Raw genomic sequence first — 19,162 nt, forward strand, 5'->3', positions numbered from 1 at the left:
GTTAGGGTCAAACTTTTATAAGTTGTTTTTAATTATAGTTACCAACACAAAAACGAACCAGCTTGACTGATTCGTTTTCTTTGTATCTACTCCTACTTCCTATACATTTTAAACTGTAGGAAGAGGTCGCTGTATTTGCCTGTCCATTTATGGTCAAACTTCTCATAAACTTCTAGGTGTTTCATGGTATCAGCGTCTGGATAGAAGGATTTGTCCTCACGAGTCTCCTCTGGGAGCATTTCCTTGGCTGGTAGGTTTGGTGTTGAGTAGCCGACATACTCTGCATTTTTCAGAGCATTTTCGGGTTTCAACATAAAGTTGATAAAGGCATAGGCTGCATCTTGGTTTTTCACAGTTTTTGGAATGACCATGTTATCAAACCAGAGATTGCTGGCCTCAGTCGGAACGACATACTTGAGGTTAGGATTTTTCTCCAACATCTGCCTAGCTTCCCCAGAGAAAGTCACACCGATAGCAGCGTTGTTCTGAATCATGTAACCCTTCATCTCGTCCGCCACAATGGCCTTGATATTTGGAGTCAGTTTGTAGAGCTTATCCACTGTCTCTTCCAGCTGCTGAGGATCCTTGGAGTTGAGACTGTAACCGAGTGAGTTAAGCCCGAGTCCCAGCACCTCACGCGCCCCATCAAAGAGCATGATGGAATCCTTGTATTCTGGTTTCCAGAGGTCATCCCAATGCTCAGGCGCCTCCTCTACCATGGTTTCATTGTAGACAATTCCCAAGGTCCCCCAGAAGTACGGGATGGAGAATTTATTGCCCGGGTCAAATGACTGGTTGAGGAACTCTGGTCCGATATTCTCGATTCCTTCAATTTTTGAATAATCAAGAGGAACTAAGAGGTCTTCGTCCTTCATCTTGTTGATCATGTACTCACTTGGGATGGCAATGTCGTAGGTCGTTCCACCCTGCTTTATCTTGGTATACATAGCTTCGTTGGAGTCAAAGGTCTCGTACTGTACTTGGATTCCTGTTTCTTCTGTGAATTTCTCCAAGAGTTCTGGATCGATATAGTCCCCCCAGTTGTAAATAACCAATTTCTGACTGTCTCGGCTATTGATTTTACTATCTAGATGATGAGCAATCCCCCACAAGACAAGGATAATCGCTGCAATTCCTGCTAAAAATGAATAGAGTTTTTTCATGCTTGCTCCTCCTTCTCACGTGAGATAAAGTAATAGCCAACAACTAGGATAATACTAAAGAGAAAGACAAGGGCAGACAGGGCATTGATTTCCAGCGAAATTCCCTTGCGAGCTCGAGAGTAAATCTCGACTGACAGGGTTGAAAAGCCATTCCCTGTGACAAAGAAGGTCACGGCAAAGTCATCTAGCGAATAGGTGAAGGCCATGAAATAACCTGCAATGATAGACGGAGTCAGGTACGGTAGCATGATTTCCTTAAACATCTGAAACTGGCTGGCACCCAGGTCATAGGCCGCATGAATCATGTCATCATTCATCTCCTTGAGACGAGGCAAGACCATCAAGACCACGATAGGGATGGAAAAGGCCACGTGACTAGATAGAACAGTCAAAAAGCCAAGTGAAAACTTAAGCTGTGTAAAGAGAATCAAGAAGCTGGCACCAATCATAACGTCAGGCGCAACCATGAGGATATTATTGAGTGATAAAAAGGCTTCTTGGTATTTCTTACGAGACTGATAGATATAGATAGCACCAAAAGTCCCGATAATGGTCGCAATCAAGGCTGATAAAAAGGCCAAGAAAAAGGTTTGGGTGAGGATCAACATGAGGCGACCATCACCAAACATAGTTTTAAAATGGCTCAAGCTAAAGCCTGTAAAGCTATTCATATCATCGCCAGCATTAAATGCATAGCCAATCAAGTAAAAAATTGGCAAATAAAGGACGATAAAGACAAAGGCTAGGTAGAGATTCGCAAATTTTTTCATCGTTCTCTCCTTTCCTTGGTCACCCACATGGTGATGAACATGGTCAGGATGAGGATCACACCAATGGTAGAACCCATACCGTAGTTGTCATTGGTTAGAAAGTTCTGCTCAATAGCCGTTCCCAGTGTGATAACGCGGTTCCCACCAATCAAACGTGTCAGCATGAAGAGACTCAAGCTGGGGATAAAGACCGACTGAACCCCACTTCTCACTCCATTCATTGATAGAGGGAAGATAACGTGGCGGAAAGTTTCCCACTTGGTCGCACCGAGGTCATAACTGGCATTGATAAGATTGTTATCCATATCATCCAAGACATTGAAGATGGGCAAAATCATAAATGGAAGCTCGATGTAGCTTGCGACAAAGATAAAGGAGAAATCGGTAAAGAGCAACTGCTGCGAACCGATTCCAATAAATTCCAAAAATTGGTTAATGGAGCCATTTTGACCAAAAATCCCGATAAAAGCATAAGCCTTGAGGAGCAGATTAATCCAAGTCGGCAAGATAATCAGCATGAGCCAGAGTTGACGGTGCTTGAGACGAGTCAAAAAGAGGGCTGTTGGATAGCTGATAAGAAGTGTCACTAGAGTTACAATCCCAGCATAGAGCACAGAGTTGAAACTCATTTTAAGATAGGTCAAGTTTTGTGACGCAAAGTAGGATTTATAGTTTTCTAAACTAAACTGCCCTTCGATGTTGAAAAAGGATTGACCGAAAATCAAGACCAAGGGTGCGAGAACAAAGAGGGCAATCCAAAGCATGTAGGGCACTACAAAGAGTTTAGAGGTTGTTTTCTTCATCTCTTTCCTCCTCGATCGCGTTAATCAGACCTGCTTCTTGCTCTTCGATTTCTACGTATTCTTCGATACGAGCATCGAACTCTTCTTCGGTTTCGTTGAGACGCATGATGTGGATGTCTTCTGGTTCAAAGTCCAGACCGATTTCCTCACCCACAATGGCCTTACGAGTCGAGTGGATCATCCATTCATTTCCGAGCTCGTCATAGGCGATAATCTCGTAGTGAACCCCACGGAAAAGCTGAGTATCCACCTTAACTTGGAGCTTGCCTTCTTCAGGAAGAGTGATGCGCAAGTCCTCTGGACGAATGACAACCTCAACTGGCTCATTTGGCTTCATCCCTCCATCAACCGCTTCAAAGCGTTTGCCATTAAACTCAACCAAGTAGTCCTCAATCATGGTTCCTGGCAAGATATTGGACTCACCGATAAAGGTGGCAACAAAGTGGTTGATTGGCTCATCGTAGATGTCCACTGGCGTTCCAGACTGAACAATCTCGCCATCGTTCATAACGAAAATCCAGTCACTCATGGCAAGAGCTTCTTCCTGATCGTGAGTGACAAAAACAAAGGTAATTCCCAATCGTTGTTGCAATTCACGCAGTTCGTACTGCATGTCTGTTCGCAATTTCAAGTCCAGCGCTGACAAGGGCTCATCCAACAAAACCACACGAGGTTGGTTAATGATGGCACGGGCAATGGCCACACGCTGGCGTTGTCCTCCAGAGAGTTTACGGATGGAACGTTTTTCATAACCTTCCAACTGAACCATCTTGAGAACTTCCGTTACGCGTTGCTCGATTTCTTTCTTGTCAATCTTACGCAAACGGAGAGGAAAGGCAACATTTTCAAACACATTCATATGTGGAAATAAGGCATAGGATTGGAAGACGGTATGAACGTCTCGTTTATTGGTTGGGATATCATTGATACGGACACCGTCCAGCAAAATATCTCCTGTCGTCGCATCCAGTAGACCTGCAATGATGTTCAGAATAGTTGATTTTCCTGAACCAGATGCGCCTAAAAGAGTGTAGAACTTTCCTTCTTCCAACTCAAAGTTAATGTCTTTGAGAACCTTGGTGTTGCTGTCTTCAAAAACTTTAGAGACGTTTTTGAATTCGATAATTGGTTTTTTCAATTGGCATAAATTCCTTCTTTTTCATAAATTAACAGATCAGGGCTCTGTCAAGCCGCTACTACCTCTTGCAGGGAGTAAAACCACCTGCATACATCTTCGCTACCGATAGGCTTTCACCCCCTTTCCATTGACATAGCAGCAGCTATTCTGGCGAAACCTTACTCCTTCTCACCCAAAATTCGAACTTCTCTCTCAAGGGTGACACCTGAATGTTCCTTTACCTTTTCAATAACAGATTGAATCAAATCCTCGTAGTCTTTGGCCGTTCCATCAGCAACATTGATCATGAAACCAGCATGTTTTTCAGATACTTCAACACCACCGATACGATAGCCTTTCAAACCAGCCTCTGAAATCAATTGTCCTGCAAAATGCCCGACTGGACGCTTAAAGACTGAACCACATGATGGGTATTCTAATGGTTGTTTGAGTTCACGTAGGTGCGTCAAGCGATCCATTTCCTGCTTGATGACCTGATGATTACCTGGAGCAAGGGCAAATTTAGCCGACAAGACAATGGCCCCAGAATCCTGAATAGCTGAATGGCGGTAACCAAAAGCCAATTCCTTGGCAGATAAGGTCTCGATTTCCCCTTCCTTGGTCAAAATTTGACAAGACTGCAAGATATGAGCAATCTCACCTCCATAGGCACCTGCATTCATAAAGACTGCTCCACCGATGCTTCCAGGAATCCCACAAGCAAACTCAAAACCAGTCAAACTATGACGAAGGGCGATTCGTGTCGTTTCAATCAAGTTAGCTCCTGCTTCCGCTTCAATGGTATAACCATCAACCGAAACGTTATTGAGCTTATCGCACAAGATGACAAAACCACGGATTCCACCTTCACGAACGATGATATTGCTGGCATTCCCTAGCACCATCCAAGGAATATTCTCTTGATTGGCAAATTGAACGACACGCGCCATCTCATAGCGATTGCGTGGCAAAACCAGATAATCCGCTCGTCCCCCTACCTTAGTGTAGGTATAGAGCTTCAAGGGTTCCTTAAAACGAATATCAATTCCTTCTAATTGTTCTTGTATTCTAGTTACTAATGTCATATCTCTCATCCTTTTGTAAAGTGATTTCATTATACCATTTTTAAGGGCTTTTGACGACAAGAAAATTCTTGGTGTCAAAGCATTGCATAAAAAAAGAGGTTCCCCTCTTTTATAAAGATTTTTTCCAAAATGTTGATTTTGTTAGCCAGATAAAGGCTAAAAGTTCTACGAGAAGAATAAACTCAACTACAAGCGGATTTGCAATCCATCCCACTTGAGATAAGGCTGGAGCTAAGTCAAACAAGGCATGCAAACAATAAGCAGCAACTAGATAAATCCATTTCTTTTGACGGACACTTTGATAGACCCAGACAGTAAGGCTAATTTGGAGAACCAGAGCAAGCACACGCTCAACCCCTAATAAATAAATCTGCCATACAGAAAGAGACTGAACCGTTTCGAGGGTAGCCTTTGGAAGGAGATTGGCTACATCAGTATTTGAAGACTGGATGAGTGAAAAGAGGATCAACAAACTGATTAAACTTCCCATCCCAAGATAGAGCAACTCCAAACCTCCATGTCCCAAGCCGTAAGCCAAAGCGTCTTTATCTTCTAGACATCTCTTTTTCTCCAACCATTTAAAAAAGACAAGGCGGGCAGTTTCCTCAAAAAGGGCAGCCATGGCAATCGCGTAAAGAACATATAGGAAAGGCTGCTCCTGCATGAGCGGAATGGTTCCATCTTTTTGCGGATGGAGTACCAAAAGGTGAACCATCTTCTCTAACACTTGAGAAGAAACAAAAAATGCGATTGCCCCCAAGCCCATCACTGCAAGAGAGATCTGAAACCGTTTTTTGGCGTACCAAGTCCCACCTACTAGGACTAAAACCAAAGCGATCATGGTAAGGATAATATGTACTGTCATCTTTTTCTCCTATTCTGACTTATCAATGTCTTTCTTCATCTCGTCAACGTTAAATTTGGCAAATAAATACTGGCGATCTTGGACTGGAAAACGTTGATCCAACTGATCGACTGCTCCAACCTCGATCATTCCTTCTTTGATAACAAAGTCCATCACATGCCCACCAAAGGTCAAATCGTCTGAGATAAAATGCAAATGGTAGCCTGCAACACTCACTCCATGGAAAATCTCTGGTGTCCAAAATCCAACGATGGTTCCCGATACATTTTCACGACTATATTCAGGCTGATGGGTAGCAACCTCAGCAAACTTGGTATCTGTTGTTGACTTGGGAATCATCCGTACATGCATGTGGGCGAATTCCCCATGAATCTTGATGGAACGAAAAAGATTTTCCCCATCATAGTAGGACTCAATCCGCTTTTCTAATTCCTTGTCCGTCATCTCAAAGCGCTGACGGAAAATCACTTCTGCCTGATGGGGGACCACTGCCGCATAAGGGATAAGGGCATCCGCTGCGACTTCTACAATTTCAGGTTGCTCCCCTGAACCTTTGGCTTGATAAGCCTTACCATCAAGGACAATCAACTCCCCATCAATCGAATCAAGGGTTCCTAAACCAAGGTCGCCATGCTCCAGCAATTCTCCTACTGTCATGGTTCCGCCATAGAGACCTGCCATTAGGGCACCTAGAGTATTGTATTGAAATAATTTTACCGGTTCCTGCACTTTTCTATCCATTCTCTTTCTTATCTTCTTTTCAATGAATCATCATACTTTCTAAGTATACCACATTTGCTCCTAGTTGTGAAAGGGAGAATGCTTTTCCCATTGCAAAGGAGGCAAAAAAAAGGTACAATGTAACAAAATCAACGGAGGTCTGGAATGAAGAAAGAAAGTAAATACCAAGCAGTCGTTTCCTTTCTAAAAAAGGGTATCGAGTCGGGAAAATTTCCAACAGGTAGCCGGCTTCCCTCCATCCGTCAACTGAGCCAAAACTTCCACTGTAGCAAGGACACTATCCAACGAGCCCTACTGGAATTACGCCATGAACAATACCTCTATGCCAAACCCCAAAGTGGCTACTATGTTCTAGAACAAGGACAGCATCAGGACTTGGAAATCGAAGTCACTGACGAACATGCCAGTGCCTATGACGACTTCCGACTCTGTGTCAACGAAACCCTGATAGGCCGAGAAAACTACCTCTTCAACTACTATGACAACCAAGAGGGCCTTGAGGAACTGAGACAATCTGTCCATCAACTCCTCTTTGACCAAGCCCTCTACTGTAAACCCGACCAACTGGTTCTAACATCTGGTACCCAACAAGCTCTCTTTATCCTTTCTCAGATTGACTTTCCGAGCGAGGGAGAGGAGATTTTAGTTGAACAGCCGACTTATCACCGAATGAACCGTCTCTTGGTCGCTCAGGGGCTAGCCTACCAGACCATTGAACGCCGTATTGATGGCATTGACCTTGAAGAACTAGAAGAACAGTTCAAATCTGGAAAAATCAAGTTTTTCTATACCATTCCTCGCTTCCACTATCCTCTTGGCCATTCCTATTCTGATCAGGAAAAGAGGGCTATTCTGAATCTAGCAAACCAGTATGGTGTTTACATCGTAGAGGATGACTATTTAGGGGACCTAGATCCTAGAAAGGGACAAACCTTCCACTATCTGGATACTGAAGATCGAGTCATTTATATCAAGTCCTTCTCAACCAGCCTCTTTCCATCCCTTCGTATCACCGCTCTCATTCTCCCAAATGCCCTAAAAGAAGCCTTTGTTTCCTACAAAAATATCCTGGACTATGACAGCAATCTCATCATGCAAAAGGCTCTTTCTCTTTACATCGATAGTCAGTTATTTGAAAAAAATCGACTGGCCAGACTGACCCTTCAAGAGAACTATCAGGCTCAGATAAAGAAAGTGCTTGAAGAAAACACCTGTCCCTTGCCCCACTACCCTCTACACGATGGTCTTTTGCTTGATTTGAGAAACTATCCTAAAATTGCCAGTTTGAAACACAGCTCACTCAAACTAGACTTTTTTGAGAAAGCTTATTTGGACGCCTGTCCTTATCAGTTCGCCAAAGTCACTCTTGAAAATCTAGAAGAGCTATTAGAATACATAAAAGCAGAATTGGATTAAAGTCCAACTCTGCTTTTTCTTATTGTTCAACTTCTGTTAGTTTCGCTGCCTTTTCTAGATAGTTTTGATAGGTTCCGTCATCTTTTAGTTTTTGGATAACCTTATCGACTACTGCTTTCAAGTCTGACTGATCCTTCTTGATAGCAACGGCATTGGCTTCGCCATCTTTCATTGTCAAGTTGACAGATGCAACGACAAGGTCTGAGTTTTTACCTGCGTAGCTAAGAGCAACTGGTTCATCCATATGAACAGCATCCACTTTTCCAGCCTGCAACTCATTGACTGCTTCCCCCATATTGGTCAAAGATGTCAATTGGGCATTTGGCAATTGTTCCTTGACCATGGTTTCTGGCACAGTTCCCTTTTGAGCTGCGATATTGGCACTTGCTAGATTTGAAAGATCCTTGTATTTGTCTAAATCGGCTTTTCTAACCAAGAAACTCATCTTGTTTTCATAGTAAGGAATTGAAAAGTCAAAGACTTCCTTTCTCTCATCTGTGGCACTAATTCCTGCAATAGCCAAGTCAGCCTTTCCAGTTTGAAGGCTGGTCAAGACATTGTCAAAACTCATGCTAGAGATTTCAAGTTTAACTCCAAGTTCATCCGCAATCGCTTGAGCCATATCAATATCTGCCCCAACCACTTGGTTTTTACCATCTACCAAGGATTGGAATTCAAATGGTGCATAGTCTGGGCTGGTCGCAACGACTAGCTTGCCTTTTTGTTTGATAGCCTCCACAGCAGACTGAGAACTATCCGTACTTGATTGGCAAGCTACCAAAACCATGCTGGTAAGCATGCTACATACAACTAACATCCATTTTTTAAATTTCATAAATAAACGACCTTTCTGTTATTTCTGAATAATTATAACCCATTTGAAAATACTTGTCAACATTTTCAGAATTTTCATTTCAAAAAATTTCCTTTTTATTCAAAAATAAAGACTAATCTGAGTTGATTAGCCTTTTTAGTGAATATTTAATCCATTTCTTAGAGTTCGACGATTTTACCTGTTTCAAAGTAAACAACCCATTCACAGATATTTTTTGCGTAGTCTCCGATACGTTCCAAAAAAGAAATAACCTGGAAGTAATCACGGCCTGTAACAATAGCTTCAGGATTTTTCCTAATTTCTTCTGTAGCCAAATCACGGATGCTATCAAAATAATGGTTGATTTTTTCATCCATAGCCGCTACTTCGTAGGCTTGATCCACAGAACCGTTAAGATAGAGATCTAGAGCTGCTTCGACGAAGTTTTTCACGTCGCGTCCCATCTTTTTGATTTCTTCTTCAACAGCAGGGATACGTTGCTCCCCCTTCATACGAATGGTCGCCTCAGCGATAGACACTGCATGATCTCCCATGCGTTCCAAGTCTGATACGGCCTTGAGAACGGTCAAGACGGTACGAAGGTCTTGCGAAACAGGTTGTTGAAGGGCAATCATTTCAAATGATTTCTTTTCCAACTTCACTTCATATTCATTTACTTCTGCATCGTCTTCGATGACTTCTTTTGCCAAATCACGGTCATGCGTGACAAAGGCACGTACTGTACGATTGATCTGCGAGAGCACTTCTTGTCCCATAGCGTAGAACTGGTTGTGCAATTTCTCCAAATCTTCTTCAAATTGAGATCGTAACATCTTTCAACTCCTTATCCAAATTTTCCTGTAATATAATCTTCTGTTTCCTTGTTTTGAGGGGAAAGGAACATCTTCTTCGTATCATTAAACTCGATTAAATCCCCATCTAGGAAAAATCCTGTTTTATCAGAGATACGAGAGGCCTGTTGCATCGAACGCGTTACCAAGAGCATGGTGTATTTATCCTTCAGACCATACAAGGTTTCCTCAATCTTACCTGCAGAAATAGGATCCAAAGCTGAAGTTGGCTCATCTAAGAGGATAATTTTCGGACTGGTTGCTAAGACACGAGCAACACAAACACGTTGTTGTTGACCCCCTGAGAGACCAATGGCCGAATCATGCAAACGATCCTTGACTTCATCCCAGATAGACGCACGTTGCAATGCCTTTTCTACTGCTTCATCAAGGACTTGTTTATCCTTGACTCCATTGATACGTAGCCCATAGACAACATTTTCGTAGATAGACATAGGGAAGGGATTGGGCTGTTGAAAGACCATACCGATTTCCTTACGCAATTCAACCGTATCGGTACGGGGGCTGTAGATATTGTGACCATTATAGACTACTGAGCCAGTTGTTGTCACCTCAGGATTTAGATCGCCCATGCGGTTGATGGCTTTGAGTAGGGTGGACTTTCCTGATCCAGAAGGACCAATCAAGGCCGTTATTTCCTTAGGTTGGAAAGAAAGGGAAACACTATTCAAAGCCTTCTTTTTATTGTAATAAACGGACAGGTCTTTAACCTGCAAAATCGGTTCTGTCATACTGCTTCCTTTCTAACCAAAGTGTCCCGTTACATAGTCATTGGTAGACTGTAGCTTGGCATTTTGGAAAATATTGGATGTCTTATCATACTCAATCAAATCACCCAAGTAGAAAAATCCTGTGTAGTCACTTGCACGCGCAGCCTGTTGCATACTGTGGGTAACGATGATGATGGTAAAGTCCTTCTTCAATTCCAACATGGTTTCTTCCAGCTGGGCTGTTGCAATCGGATCCAAGGCTGATGCAGGCTCATCCATCAAGAGAATATCTGGCTTAACAGAGATGGCACGAGCGATACAGAGACGTTGCTGCTGACCTCCAGAAAGCATCAAGGCTGATTTGTGAAGGTCGTCTTTGACCTGATCCCAAAGGGCAGCCTGTCTTAGAGAGGTTTCTACAATTTCATCAAGTACTTTCTTGTCCTTAACACCTGCACGTTCATGAGCAAAAGTGATGTTGCGATAGATAGACTTAGCAAATGGATTTGGACGTTGGAAGACCATTCCGATATGCTTGCGCATCTCATAGACATTGATTTCTGGACGGTTGACGTCAATCCCTCGGTAGAGGATTTGACCTGTTACCTTGGCAATATCAATGGTATCATTCATCCGATTGAGACTGCGAAGATAGGTAGATTTCCCAGATCCAGAAGGACCAATCAAGGCTGTAATTTTATTTTTTTCAAATTGCATATCGATGCCCTTGATGGATTCATTTTTACCATAGTAAACATGTAAATCCTTAGTAGAGAGGGCCACTTTTTCTTCAGGGAAAGTGATGATATGCTTTTCATCCCAGTTATATTTTGACATGGCTTCTCCTTTAGGCAGCGGTTAATTTCTTGTGTAAATAGCTTCCGAGTTTGCGAGCTCCAAAGTTAAAAATCAAGATAAAGATGAGGAGCACGGCGGCAGAACCAGCAGATACGATGGTAGCATCAGGAATGGTTCCTTCACTGTTGACCTTCCAAATGTGGACAGCCAAGGTTTCTGCTTGACGGAAGATTGAGATGGGACTGGTAACACTGAGGATATTCCAGTTAGACCAGTCAAGGGCTGGAGCGGATTGTCCTGCCGTATAGATAAGAGCCGCGGCCTCACCAAAGATACGACCAGATGCCAAGACAACACCCGTTACGATACCTGGAAGGGCTTCTGGAATGACGACATGGACCACAGTCTCCCAACGAGAGATACCAAGGGCCAGACCAGCCTCGCGTTGCGTATGGTGAACGTGTTTTAAACTGTCCTCAACATTTCGAGTCATCTGAGGAAGGTTAAAGACTGTCAAGGCCAAGGCACCTGAAATGATTGAAAATCCATACTCAAACTGGACTACAAAGATCAAGTAACCAAAGAGACCCACAACGACTGATGGTAGAGAAGACAAAATCTCAATACAGGTACGAATAAAATTGGTCACAGGTCCTTTTTTGGCATACTCAGCGAGGAAAACACCAGCTCCCATAGATAGCGGAACAGAAATGATCAAGGTAATGACCAAAAGGAAGAAGGAATTGTAGAGCTGAATCCCGATACCCCCACCTGCTTGGTAAGAGGAAGATTTCCCTGTCAAGAAGGACCAAGAGATATGCGGTAACCCTCTCACCAAGATATAGAGAATCAAGGATGCCAAGATGGCAACGATGATACCCGCGATGGTATAGAGGACAGCTGTTGCAAGTTTATCTAATTTCTTAGCGTGCATAGTTTTTCTTTCCTCTTTCTTTCGTAATCAATTTAATCACACTGTTAAAGGCCAAACTCATCAAGAGCAATACCAAGGCCAGTGACCAGAGAACGTTATTATCAACCGTTCCCATGACGGTATTTCCGATACCCATAGTTAATACAGATGTCAAGGTCGCAGCTGGTGTTGTTAACGAGGTTGGGATAACTGCTGAGTTTCCGACAACCATCTGAATAGCAAGGGCTTCACCGAAGGCACGCGCCATCCCAAAGACCACTGCAGTGAAAATACCTGAACGTGCTGCTTTCAAGGTCACACGCCAGATGGTTTGCCAACGAGTGGCTCCCATAGCTAAACTAGCTTCACGGTAATGACGAGGAACAGCACGCAAGCTGTCTGTTGTCATAAAGGTTACAGTTGGTAGGATCATGACAAAAAGAACGAAAATCCCTGACAAGATCCCAAAACCAGTTCCACCAAAGACGCTACGAACAAAAGGCACCACAACTTGCAAACCGATAAATCCATAGACGACTGAAGGAATACCGACGAGGAGTTCAATGGCCGGTTGCAAAATCTTTGCACCCTTTGGTGATACTTCTGTCGTAAAGACTGCAGCACCAATAGCAAAGGGTGTTGCGATGAGGGCTGATAAAATCGTCACAATAAAGGAGCCCAAAATCATCGGAAGGGCACCAAATTGTTTCCCTGAAGGATTCCAAGTTTGTCCAAAGAGGAAATCAAAGATGTTAACTCCATTGACAAAGAAGGTCGATAAGCCTTTTTGGGCTACAAAAATCAAAATCATTGCCACAATGATAACAATCAAAGAAAGGCAAGTGAAGGTCAATCCTTTACCAAACTTCTCAAGCCGAGAGTTCTTTGAAGGAGAGAGTAATTTTTTAGATAATTCTTCTTGATTCATTATTGACCTCCTTCTACTGCTGTAACGGTACCTGAAGCATCCTTTTGGACTTTCATTTCATTGATAGAGATATAGCCCATGCCCTTAACAATCCCAGTTTGGGCTTCATCTGAGAGGACGAAGTTCAGGAATTCAGCAGCTAACTCATTAGGCTGACCAAGTGTGTACATATGTTCATAAGACCACAAAGGCCAATTGTTGGTCGTTACATTCTCAGATGTAGGTTCATACCCATTCAATTTCATGCTTTTCACTGAGTCATCTACATAGGCAAAGGCTAGGTAAGAAATGGCTCCAGGAGTTTGGGATACAATCGACTTGACCATCCCGTTAGAATCCTGCTCTTGACTCTGCATAGCCGCCTGACCATTCATTACGACATTGTCAAAGGTTGCTCGTGAACCAGAACTTGCTGCTCGGTTGATGATTGAAATTGCTAGGTCTTTGCCCCCAACCTCTTTCCAGTTGGTCACTTCACCTGTAAAGATTTTGCGAAGTTGCTCGGTTGTCAGATTTTCAACAGCCACTTCTTTGTTTACAATCACTGCAAGACCAGCTACCGCAACCTTGTGGTCTACTAGTGCTGAAGCATCGATTCCTTCTTTTTCCTCTGCAAAGACGTCAGAGTTCCCGATGTCTACTGCTCCAGACTGGACTTGGGATAGTCCTGTACCCGATCCACCACCTTGAACATTGACTGTTTTTCCGATGTTTCTAGAACCAAATTCATCTGCTGCCGCTTCGACAAGAGGTTGAAGAGCTGTTGAACCAACGGCTGTCATGGATTCTCCACGATCAATCCAGCTAGCACATCCTGCAAGAGAACCTGCCATCAAAAGAGCTGCAAGAGACATGACGAGCTTTTTTCTTTTTTTCACTGTTATTCTCCTTGAACATAATGATAAATGTTCTGATTTCTTCCGTTTGTCCTGATCATCCAATTATCATCAATGATTGTCCCGCTTTATTTTATCTAGACATTCTTCGGAGCGGACAATTCCATCGTATAATATAAGTAAAAATGAAAGACTGTCAGAAAAAACTCATACTTCCAATATAACATAGAATAAGCTCTTTGACTAGCTTTTTCACTTGAATCTAAGCCCTTTTGGATAATAATTTTTTAAAACATTTCCCGTTACCTTGGCAAAGCCTAATCCGTTTCCTTGAACCACAACTTGGTACCAGCCATTTGGTCGAGCTTCAGCCAATTGAACGGTCTCACCAGCTGCATATTTTACAAAGTCCTCATCATTGATTTCAACACTTTGTTTTACTTGACTTGGTTTCAAGGCTAATCCCAGAGCAAAGCTTGGTTCGAAGCGTTTCTTCTTAAAAGTACCCAGATGAAGTCCATTTCGGGCAATTTTGAGTTTCCCTAGATCAGGTAACCTCTCTGGCAAGAGATAAAGTTGGTCTCCAAAAGTTTGCAAGATACCAGTTAAGGACGTTTTGAGATGTTTTTGGGCAAATTCTTGCCACAAGTTCTGCTGTTCACTACTGAGATTGGTCTTGCTGGCTTTGAATTTAGGTGCCGGATTTTGTCCCTTAAACTGCAGGTAGGCAACAAACTGGCCTTCTCCCTTGAAATGATGAGGATACATCCGCGCCGTTTCAGGAAGGCCAATTCCTGCTACCATACCGTTCAAATGCTTGACTGGAAGCAATTCAAATTCATAAGTATCCAGCAACCAGTGGACGATTTCTTCATTTTCCTCAGGTGCCCAAGTACAGGTCGAATAGACCAAACGGCCACCTTCTGCAAGCATGGTCACTGCATCTTCTAAAATTTCTCTTTGGAGACTGGCACATTGGCTAGGATAATCGGTACTCCAATAGTCCATGGCATCTGGTTGTTTACGGAACATCCCTTCACCCGAGCAAGGGGCATCTAGGACAATCACATCAAAATAACCTTTAAAGACCTTGGCTAAGCGATCTGCAGACTCATTGGTCACGACCACGTTTGTAGCTCCAAACCGCTCCATATTTTCCACTAAAATCTTAGCCCGCTTGCTGGAAATTTCATTGGAAACCAGAACTCCTTGATTAGCCAGATAAGCTGCTAGTTGAGTGGATTTTCCACCTGGTGCTGCCGCCAAGTCCAAGACCTTCATACCAGGACTTGGTTGAGCTACCTGGGCCACCATTTGGGCTGCCGGCTCTTGCGAATAAACGAAACCGGTCACGTGCTCTGGAGATTTCCCAGAAACTTTACCATAATACCCCCAAGGTGTATGGGGAATGGCATCAGCAAACGATAGCTGACTTTCTTTTAAGGGATTGACCCGAAAAGCTGATACCGCTTCCTGTTTAAAAGAGGCAAGAAAATCTCTTGCCTCATCTTCTAGTATCGCTTCATATTTTTCAACAAATCCTTCTGGAAATTGCATTTAATTTTCTTTCCTTTCATAAATATAGGACTGAATCTCATCTTGCATCTCGATTGGCACCATCATGACAGGCTGACGCGTTTTAAAATCAGCAGGCTCACCTGATACCGTAAGAAGACGATACCCCAGACTTTCTCCTAAGATGCTGGCCGCAGCGTAATCCCATGGCTGCAAGTAGGTAATATAAGTCAGAAGGCGACCCGATAAAACCTTGGCAAAACTAATGGCCGCACTACCATAGACACGGACTCCCAACGCTGCTCGACCCAAATCTGCCAAGCCCCACTCATTGGTTTCAAACATAGCTGAGTTACCAGCCACTAAAAATTCTCTAAGAGGTTTCTTTTTAAAAGTCAGTAAGGGCTCATTATTACGATAAGGAGGAAAGGCACCTCCACCATGGTAACAATCACCTTTCATAACATCATAAATAATTCCAAATTTGCCCACACCATTCTCAAAGTAGGCCAACATAACAGCAAAATCTTCCTGCTGAGCGACAAAGTTATTGGTGCCGTCAATGGGATCAATCACCCAAACGGAACCTTGACCGACCGCAGCACGTAAACAGCCCTCTTCCGCGCAAATCAAGTCTTCTGGATAAGATGCCAAAATTCTCTGAACTAAGAGATCCTGAACTTCCTTATCCAAACGCGTCACCAAGTCTGTAGGCGAAGACTTGCGCTTAACCTGCAAATCTTCTTGCATGTGAGCCAAAATATAGGCAGCAGCTTCCTGCACAATCTGCTTGGCAAATTCAAATTTAGTTTCCAAGAGAAATCTTCCCTTCTCTTTTTTCTTTTGCTAATTGAACTGCATGATAGAAGGAATAACCGCTAGCCGCCTCAAATTCACGACCTAAGCGCTTTTCTTCGCTTTTGCTTGGAACCACAGACTTAAATTTCTTGTAAGATTCTAGCAGTTTTTTAGCTTCTACCTTGTCTTCATAGGCAGCTTCAACATCATTAAAAAAAGAAAGCACTGAAGCAAGTTCTTCAGTGCTCCACGACAAATCTAGTGGGTAACTATACTGTTTGTTCATCTATCCAATACCAGCTCTCAATGTTGCTTCTTTTAGTTCTTGTTTACGGTAACTACGAGGGAGAAAAGCACGAATCTCATCTTCATTAAAACCGATCTGCATTCGTTTGGTGTCTATAATAATTGGGCGACGCAAAAGACTAGGATATTGCTCAATCAACTGAAGCAACTCCGATACCGAAATACTCTCTACATCAATATCCAATTTTTGAAAAATTTTTGAACGAGTTGAAATGATGTCATCAGTACCATTTTCGGTCAAGGAAAGAATGTGTTGCAATTCTTTTCTTGTTAAAGGGCTGGTCATAATGTTATGCTCCTCAAAAGGAACTTTATGCGTCTCTAACCAGGCCTTTGCCTTACGACATGATGTACAGCTCGGTGATAAAAATAGTGTAATCATGCTTTTCTCTTCTTTATCTATACTTTGCTATTCTTATTATACAAAAAAATAAAGCGCTTGACTAGCAATTTCTAGAAAAAAGCATATTTTTTTCTAGAAAAATAGACTGTATGCGAACGAATTACTCAATTCCAATGAAGTTAATTCACTCCTCGTAAGAATTTTTAACTTCATCACTGTTTTATCAATGCAACACATTAAAGTATTCTACGACTTTTCAAATAAAGAAAACCAAAGAAACTTTCATAGAGTCCAAAGAAGAGAAGGAAAGCATGGAGGAAGAAAATCTCTGGCAAAATCCAAATAACGGGATCCTTTGCTGGATCAAAAAGCCAGGTATCGTCTCCCACAAAGAGAATCTGATGGAAAAGAGTAAAAAATTGCTCAAAACCAATCAACACTCCTACAAGTCCAATGACCAGAGGCAATAGCACTAGAGCTAGGATACTTTTACGATATAGGGGTAAAAAGCCTTTTTTCACAATCTTTCTAACAAAGAAATAGAAACTTGGAAGTGTCACTAGGGCAACTAGCTGAACCAAGTGGAAGAGATTCTTCACCACCGCAAAGTGGTGTAGACCTGCAGCTGATGAACGAAAATCTGGCATCTCTAAGACCTGACTAAAGGGATTGGTCAGGTAATTCATCAAGATATGAAAATTGTACTGAATGGTTTCGGGCTTTAGATAGACTCGATTCGCTAAGTTCAGCCACTGAATCTCCATGGGATAGAAAATCCAAGCCAGATAAATGGTTAAGAGGATAGACAGGGAGAGGAGAAAGAGCATACTTCCCCAAAAGGTCAATTTAGTTTTCATCAAAATTCCACTCCGCAAGGCTAGAAACTACATGAGTTGGTGCGATTGGCAGGTCCGCTACTTCTTCTGCCTTGGTAAAACCTGTCGTCACCAAGAGCGTTGGAATACCATTGTCAATTCCTGCTCGGATATCTGTCAGGTAGTTGTCCCCAACCATGAGCAACTCTTCTCTTTTCAAACCTAGGTGCTCAACCGCCTTGTCCATAATGATAGCATTTGGTTTTCCGATATAAACTGGTTTTACCCGAGTTGCTACTTCAAGAAGGGTTATCAGTGAACCAGCACCTGGCAAAAGGCCACGTTCCGTCGGAATATTGAGGTCTGGATTAGTTCCGATAAAATGAGCACCCTTTTGGATTGCTAGGGTCGCCGTAGCAAATTTTTCATAGTCGACTTGCCAGTCCAGTCCAACTACCACATAGGCTGGATTTTCCTTGTCTTCGACATAACCAGCTGCCTGAATGGCATCCTTGAGCCCAGCTTCGCCGATGACATAGACTGTCTTTTCCAGTCCCAAGTCGTTCATATAGTCTATGGTTGCCAGAGTTGCCGTGTAGACAGTTGATAGAGGGGTATTAATGTTAAAATTCTGAGCCAACATCTCTTGAACACTCTCTGGAGTTCGGGTTGTATTATTAGTCACAAAGAGATAGGGAATTTCTCGCTTTTGCAGTTCATGCACAAAAGCCTCACCCGCCGGAATTCGATCTTTCCCCTTGTAAATAGTCCCGTCTAAATCAATTAAATAACCTTTATAAGTCATATCGCCCTTTCTAATTCGCCTCAATTTCTTGCCACGTAATCATAGCTTGAGCATTAATCTCGCCATCACTGATAATCTCATGCTTGCTTTCTAGTCCCTTGAGTTCATAAGCTGAAGCAATCATGCCACCTGGTCGCACTTCTTTGACATATTTGAGATTGATCTTCTTTGGAATATACTTGGTCAGAAAGTCTGCTCCCATGACCTCAAAAATCCAATCCAAATATTTGCTATTATTGACATGACCATTCATATCCAAGTCGTAAAAACGAACATGGTAGTCTTTACTGATCGGATCTTCTAGATTTGCATACTTTGGCCCACGGATGAGTTTTTTATCAAACTCAGACTGATAAGGAGCAACAATCTCAGGTTCGACAGCATGAACTTTACGACTGTCTCTGTCCATAAGAACAAAGGTTGCTACCATGCGAATGATTTCTTGACCTGCTTCATCATAGATAGTGAAACGGCGGTAGCAAAAAAGACGATTGTAAGTCAATGCTTCTGTTTCAATCGTAATCTCCTCAGCAAAGCGAGGCAAGCGAACCACGTCAATCGCATAGTCTGTAATAATCCAGACTAAATTGTAACGTTCTAACATATCCTTGTCGCTAACTCCCAGCTCAATCGACTGCATACCTGATACTTGCAGGGACAGCAAAATTACATCTGGAAGTTTGATATGACCGTTCATGTCCGCCATATCAAAAGGAATTTTCATTTTCATTTGATAAGTTAAGCCCATT

General features: G+C 42.7%; 22 protein-coding genes. 1 reads left to right on the top strand and 21 read right to left on the bottom strand.

Annotated elements, in window-relative coordinates; genetic code table 11:
- Positions 1 to 92 precede the first annotated feature (92 nt).
- From D8854_RS02615 to budA, 7 genes are all read right to left on the bottom strand, one after another.
- Entirely contained in the window at positions 93 to 1,163 is a 1,071-nt protein-coding gene (locus D8854_RS02615) for an ABC transporter substrate-binding protein (protein WP_125449448.1), read from the bottom strand.
- The gene (locus D8854_RS02620) at positions 1,160 to 1,933 is read right to left on the bottom strand and encodes an ABC transporter permease (protein ID WP_065371896.1); all 774 of its coding nucleotides are present in this window, start codon (positions 1,931 to 1,933) and stop codon (positions 1,160 to 1,162) included. The genes D8854_RS02615 and D8854_RS02620 overlap by 4 nt, the downstream gene beginning before the upstream one ends.
- Positions 1,930 to 2,736 carry an ABC transporter permease gene (locus tag D8854_RS02625; RefSeq protein WP_000754114.1) on the bottom strand — a complete coding sequence of 269 codons (807 nt, stop codon included), beginning with the start codon at positions 2,734 to 2,736 and terminating at the stop codon, positions 1,930 to 1,932. Before D8854_RS02625 ends, D8854_RS02620 begins: the two co-directional genes overlap by 4 nt.
- Positions 2,717 to 3,874: an ABC transporter ATP-binding protein gene (locus D8854_RS02630; RefSeq protein WP_125398694.1), complete on the bottom strand. Its 1,158-nt coding sequence runs from the start codon at positions 3,872 to 3,874 to the stop codon at positions 2,717 to 2,719. The genes D8854_RS02625 and D8854_RS02630 overlap by 20 nt, the downstream gene beginning before the upstream one ends.
- 158 nt (positions 3,875 to 4,032) lie before the next feature.
- The gene (gene murB, locus D8854_RS02635; RefSeq protein ID WP_185768053.1) at positions 4,033 to 4,938 is read right to left on the bottom strand and encodes a UDP-N-acetylmuramate dehydrogenase; all 906 of its coding nucleotides are present in this window, start codon (positions 4,936 to 4,938) and stop codon (positions 4,033 to 4,035) included.
- A 109-nt stretch (positions 4,939 to 5,047) separates the two neighbouring features.
- Entirely contained in the window at positions 5,048 to 5,803 is a 756-nt protein-coding gene (locus D8854_RS02640) for a YhfC family intramembrane metalloprotease (protein ID WP_125449450.1), read from the bottom strand.
- Positions 5,804 to 5,812: 9 nt separating this feature from the next.
- Entirely contained in the window at positions 5,813 to 6,544 is a 732-nt protein-coding gene (gene budA, locus D8854_RS02645) for an acetolactate decarboxylase (RefSeq protein ID WP_125449452.1), read from the bottom strand.
- 144 nt (positions 6,545 to 6,688) lie between these two features.
- Between budA and D8854_RS02650 the strand changes: the two genes are divergently transcribed.
- Positions 6,689 to 7,960: a PLP-dependent aminotransferase family protein gene (locus D8854_RS02650; protein WP_125449454.1), complete on the top strand. Its 1,272-nt coding sequence runs from the start codon at positions 6,689 to 6,691 to the stop codon at positions 7,958 to 7,960.
- Between the two features lie 19 nt (positions 7,961 to 7,979).
- Here D8854_RS02650 and D8854_RS02655 read toward each other — a convergent pair whose 3' ends face one another.
- From D8854_RS02655 to D8854_RS02720, 14 genes are all read right to left on the bottom strand, one after another.
- Positions 7,980 to 8,795, bottom strand: a complete 816-nt coding sequence (locus D8854_RS02655; RefSeq protein ID WP_125449456.1) for an ABC transporter substrate-binding protein — start codon at positions 8,793 to 8,795, stop codon at positions 7,980 to 7,982.
- A gap of 158 nt (positions 8,796 to 8,953) precedes the next feature.
- Positions 8,954 to 9,607 carry a phosphate signaling complex protein PhoU gene (phoU, locus tag D8854_RS02660; protein ID WP_125449458.1) on the bottom strand — a complete coding sequence of 218 codons (654 nt, stop codon included), beginning with the start codon at positions 9,605 to 9,607 and terminating at the stop codon, positions 8,954 to 8,956.
- A gap of 11 nt (positions 9,608 to 9,618) precedes the next feature.
- Positions 9,619 to 10,377 carry a phosphate ABC transporter ATP-binding protein PstB gene (gene pstB, locus D8854_RS02665; protein WP_125449460.1) on the bottom strand — a complete coding sequence of 253 codons (759 nt, stop codon included), beginning with the start codon at positions 10,375 to 10,377 and terminating at the stop codon, positions 9,619 to 9,621.
- 12 nt (positions 10,378 to 10,389) lie between these two features.
- Positions 10,390 to 11,193, bottom strand: coding sequence for a phosphate ABC transporter ATP-binding protein PstB (gene pstB / locus D8854_RS02670; protein WP_000049851.1), 804 nt, complete (start codon positions 11,191 to 11,193; stop codon positions 10,390 to 10,392).
- 10 nt (positions 11,194 to 11,203) lie between these two features.
- Complete coding sequence (gene pstA, locus D8854_RS02675) at positions 11,204 to 12,088, bottom strand: phosphate ABC transporter permease PstA (protein ID WP_000543050.1); 885 nt, start codon at positions 12,086 to 12,088, stop codon at positions 11,204 to 11,206.
- On the bottom strand, positions 12,078 to 12,995 hold the full coding sequence (pstC, locus tag D8854_RS02680) for a phosphate ABC transporter permease subunit PstC (protein WP_125449462.1): 918 nt from the start codon (positions 12,993 to 12,995) through the stop codon (positions 12,078 to 12,080). Before pstC ends, pstA begins: the two co-directional genes overlap by 11 nt.
- A complete protein-coding gene (locus tag D8854_RS02685; protein ID WP_125449464.1) occupies positions 12,995 to 13,873 on the bottom strand; it encodes a phosphate ABC transporter substrate-binding protein PstS in 879 nt (292 codons plus the stop codon). The genes pstC and D8854_RS02685 overlap by 1 nt, the downstream gene beginning before the upstream one ends.
- Before the next feature lie 210 nt (positions 13,874 to 14,083).
- Positions 14,084 to 15,388: an RsmF rRNA methyltransferase first C-terminal domain-containing protein gene (locus D8854_RS02690; protein ID WP_125449466.1), complete on the bottom strand. Its 1,305-nt coding sequence runs from the start codon at positions 15,386 to 15,388 to the stop codon at positions 14,084 to 14,086.
- Positions 15,389 to 16,162, bottom strand: a complete 774-nt coding sequence (locus D8854_RS02695) for an inositol monophosphatase family protein (protein WP_125449468.1) — start codon at positions 16,160 to 16,162, stop codon at positions 15,389 to 15,391.
- Positions 16,152 to 16,430, bottom strand: coding sequence for a UPF0223 family protein (locus tag D8854_RS02700; protein ID WP_125449470.1), 279 nt, complete (start codon positions 16,428 to 16,430; stop codon positions 16,152 to 16,154). Before D8854_RS02700 ends, D8854_RS02695 begins: the two co-directional genes overlap by 11 nt.
- Complete coding sequence (locus tag D8854_RS02705) at positions 16,431 to 16,832, bottom strand: Spx/MgsR family RNA polymerase-binding regulatory protein (protein WP_004246303.1); 402 nt, start codon at positions 16,830 to 16,832, stop codon at positions 16,431 to 16,433.
- Between the two features lie 197 nt (positions 16,833 to 17,029).
- The gene (locus tag D8854_RS02710; RefSeq protein ID WP_125449472.1) at positions 17,030 to 17,650 is read right to left on the bottom strand and encodes a TIGR01906 family membrane protein; all 621 of its coding nucleotides are present in this window, start codon (positions 17,648 to 17,650) and stop codon (positions 17,030 to 17,032) included.
- Positions 17,640 to 18,413 carry a TIGR01457 family HAD-type hydrolase gene (locus D8854_RS02715; RefSeq protein WP_125449473.1) on the bottom strand — a complete coding sequence of 258 codons (774 nt, stop codon included), beginning with the start codon at positions 18,411 to 18,413 and terminating at the stop codon, positions 17,640 to 17,642. The genes D8854_RS02710 and D8854_RS02715 overlap by 11 nt, the downstream gene beginning before the upstream one ends.
- Before the next feature lie 10 nt (positions 18,414 to 18,423).
- Positions 18,424 to 19,161 (bottom strand): acyl-[acyl-carrier-protein] thioesterase, encoded by a 738-nt coding sequence (locus D8854_RS02720; protein ID WP_125449475.1) that lies wholly within the window; start codon positions 19,159 to 19,161, stop codon positions 18,424 to 18,426.
- Position 19,162: the final 1 nt, after the last annotated feature.

It is taken from the genome of Streptococcus mitis, from assembly GCF_003943905.1.
Classification (GTDB): domain Bacteria; phylum Bacillota; class Bacilli; order Lactobacillales; family Streptococcaceae; genus Streptococcus; species Streptococcus mitis_BC.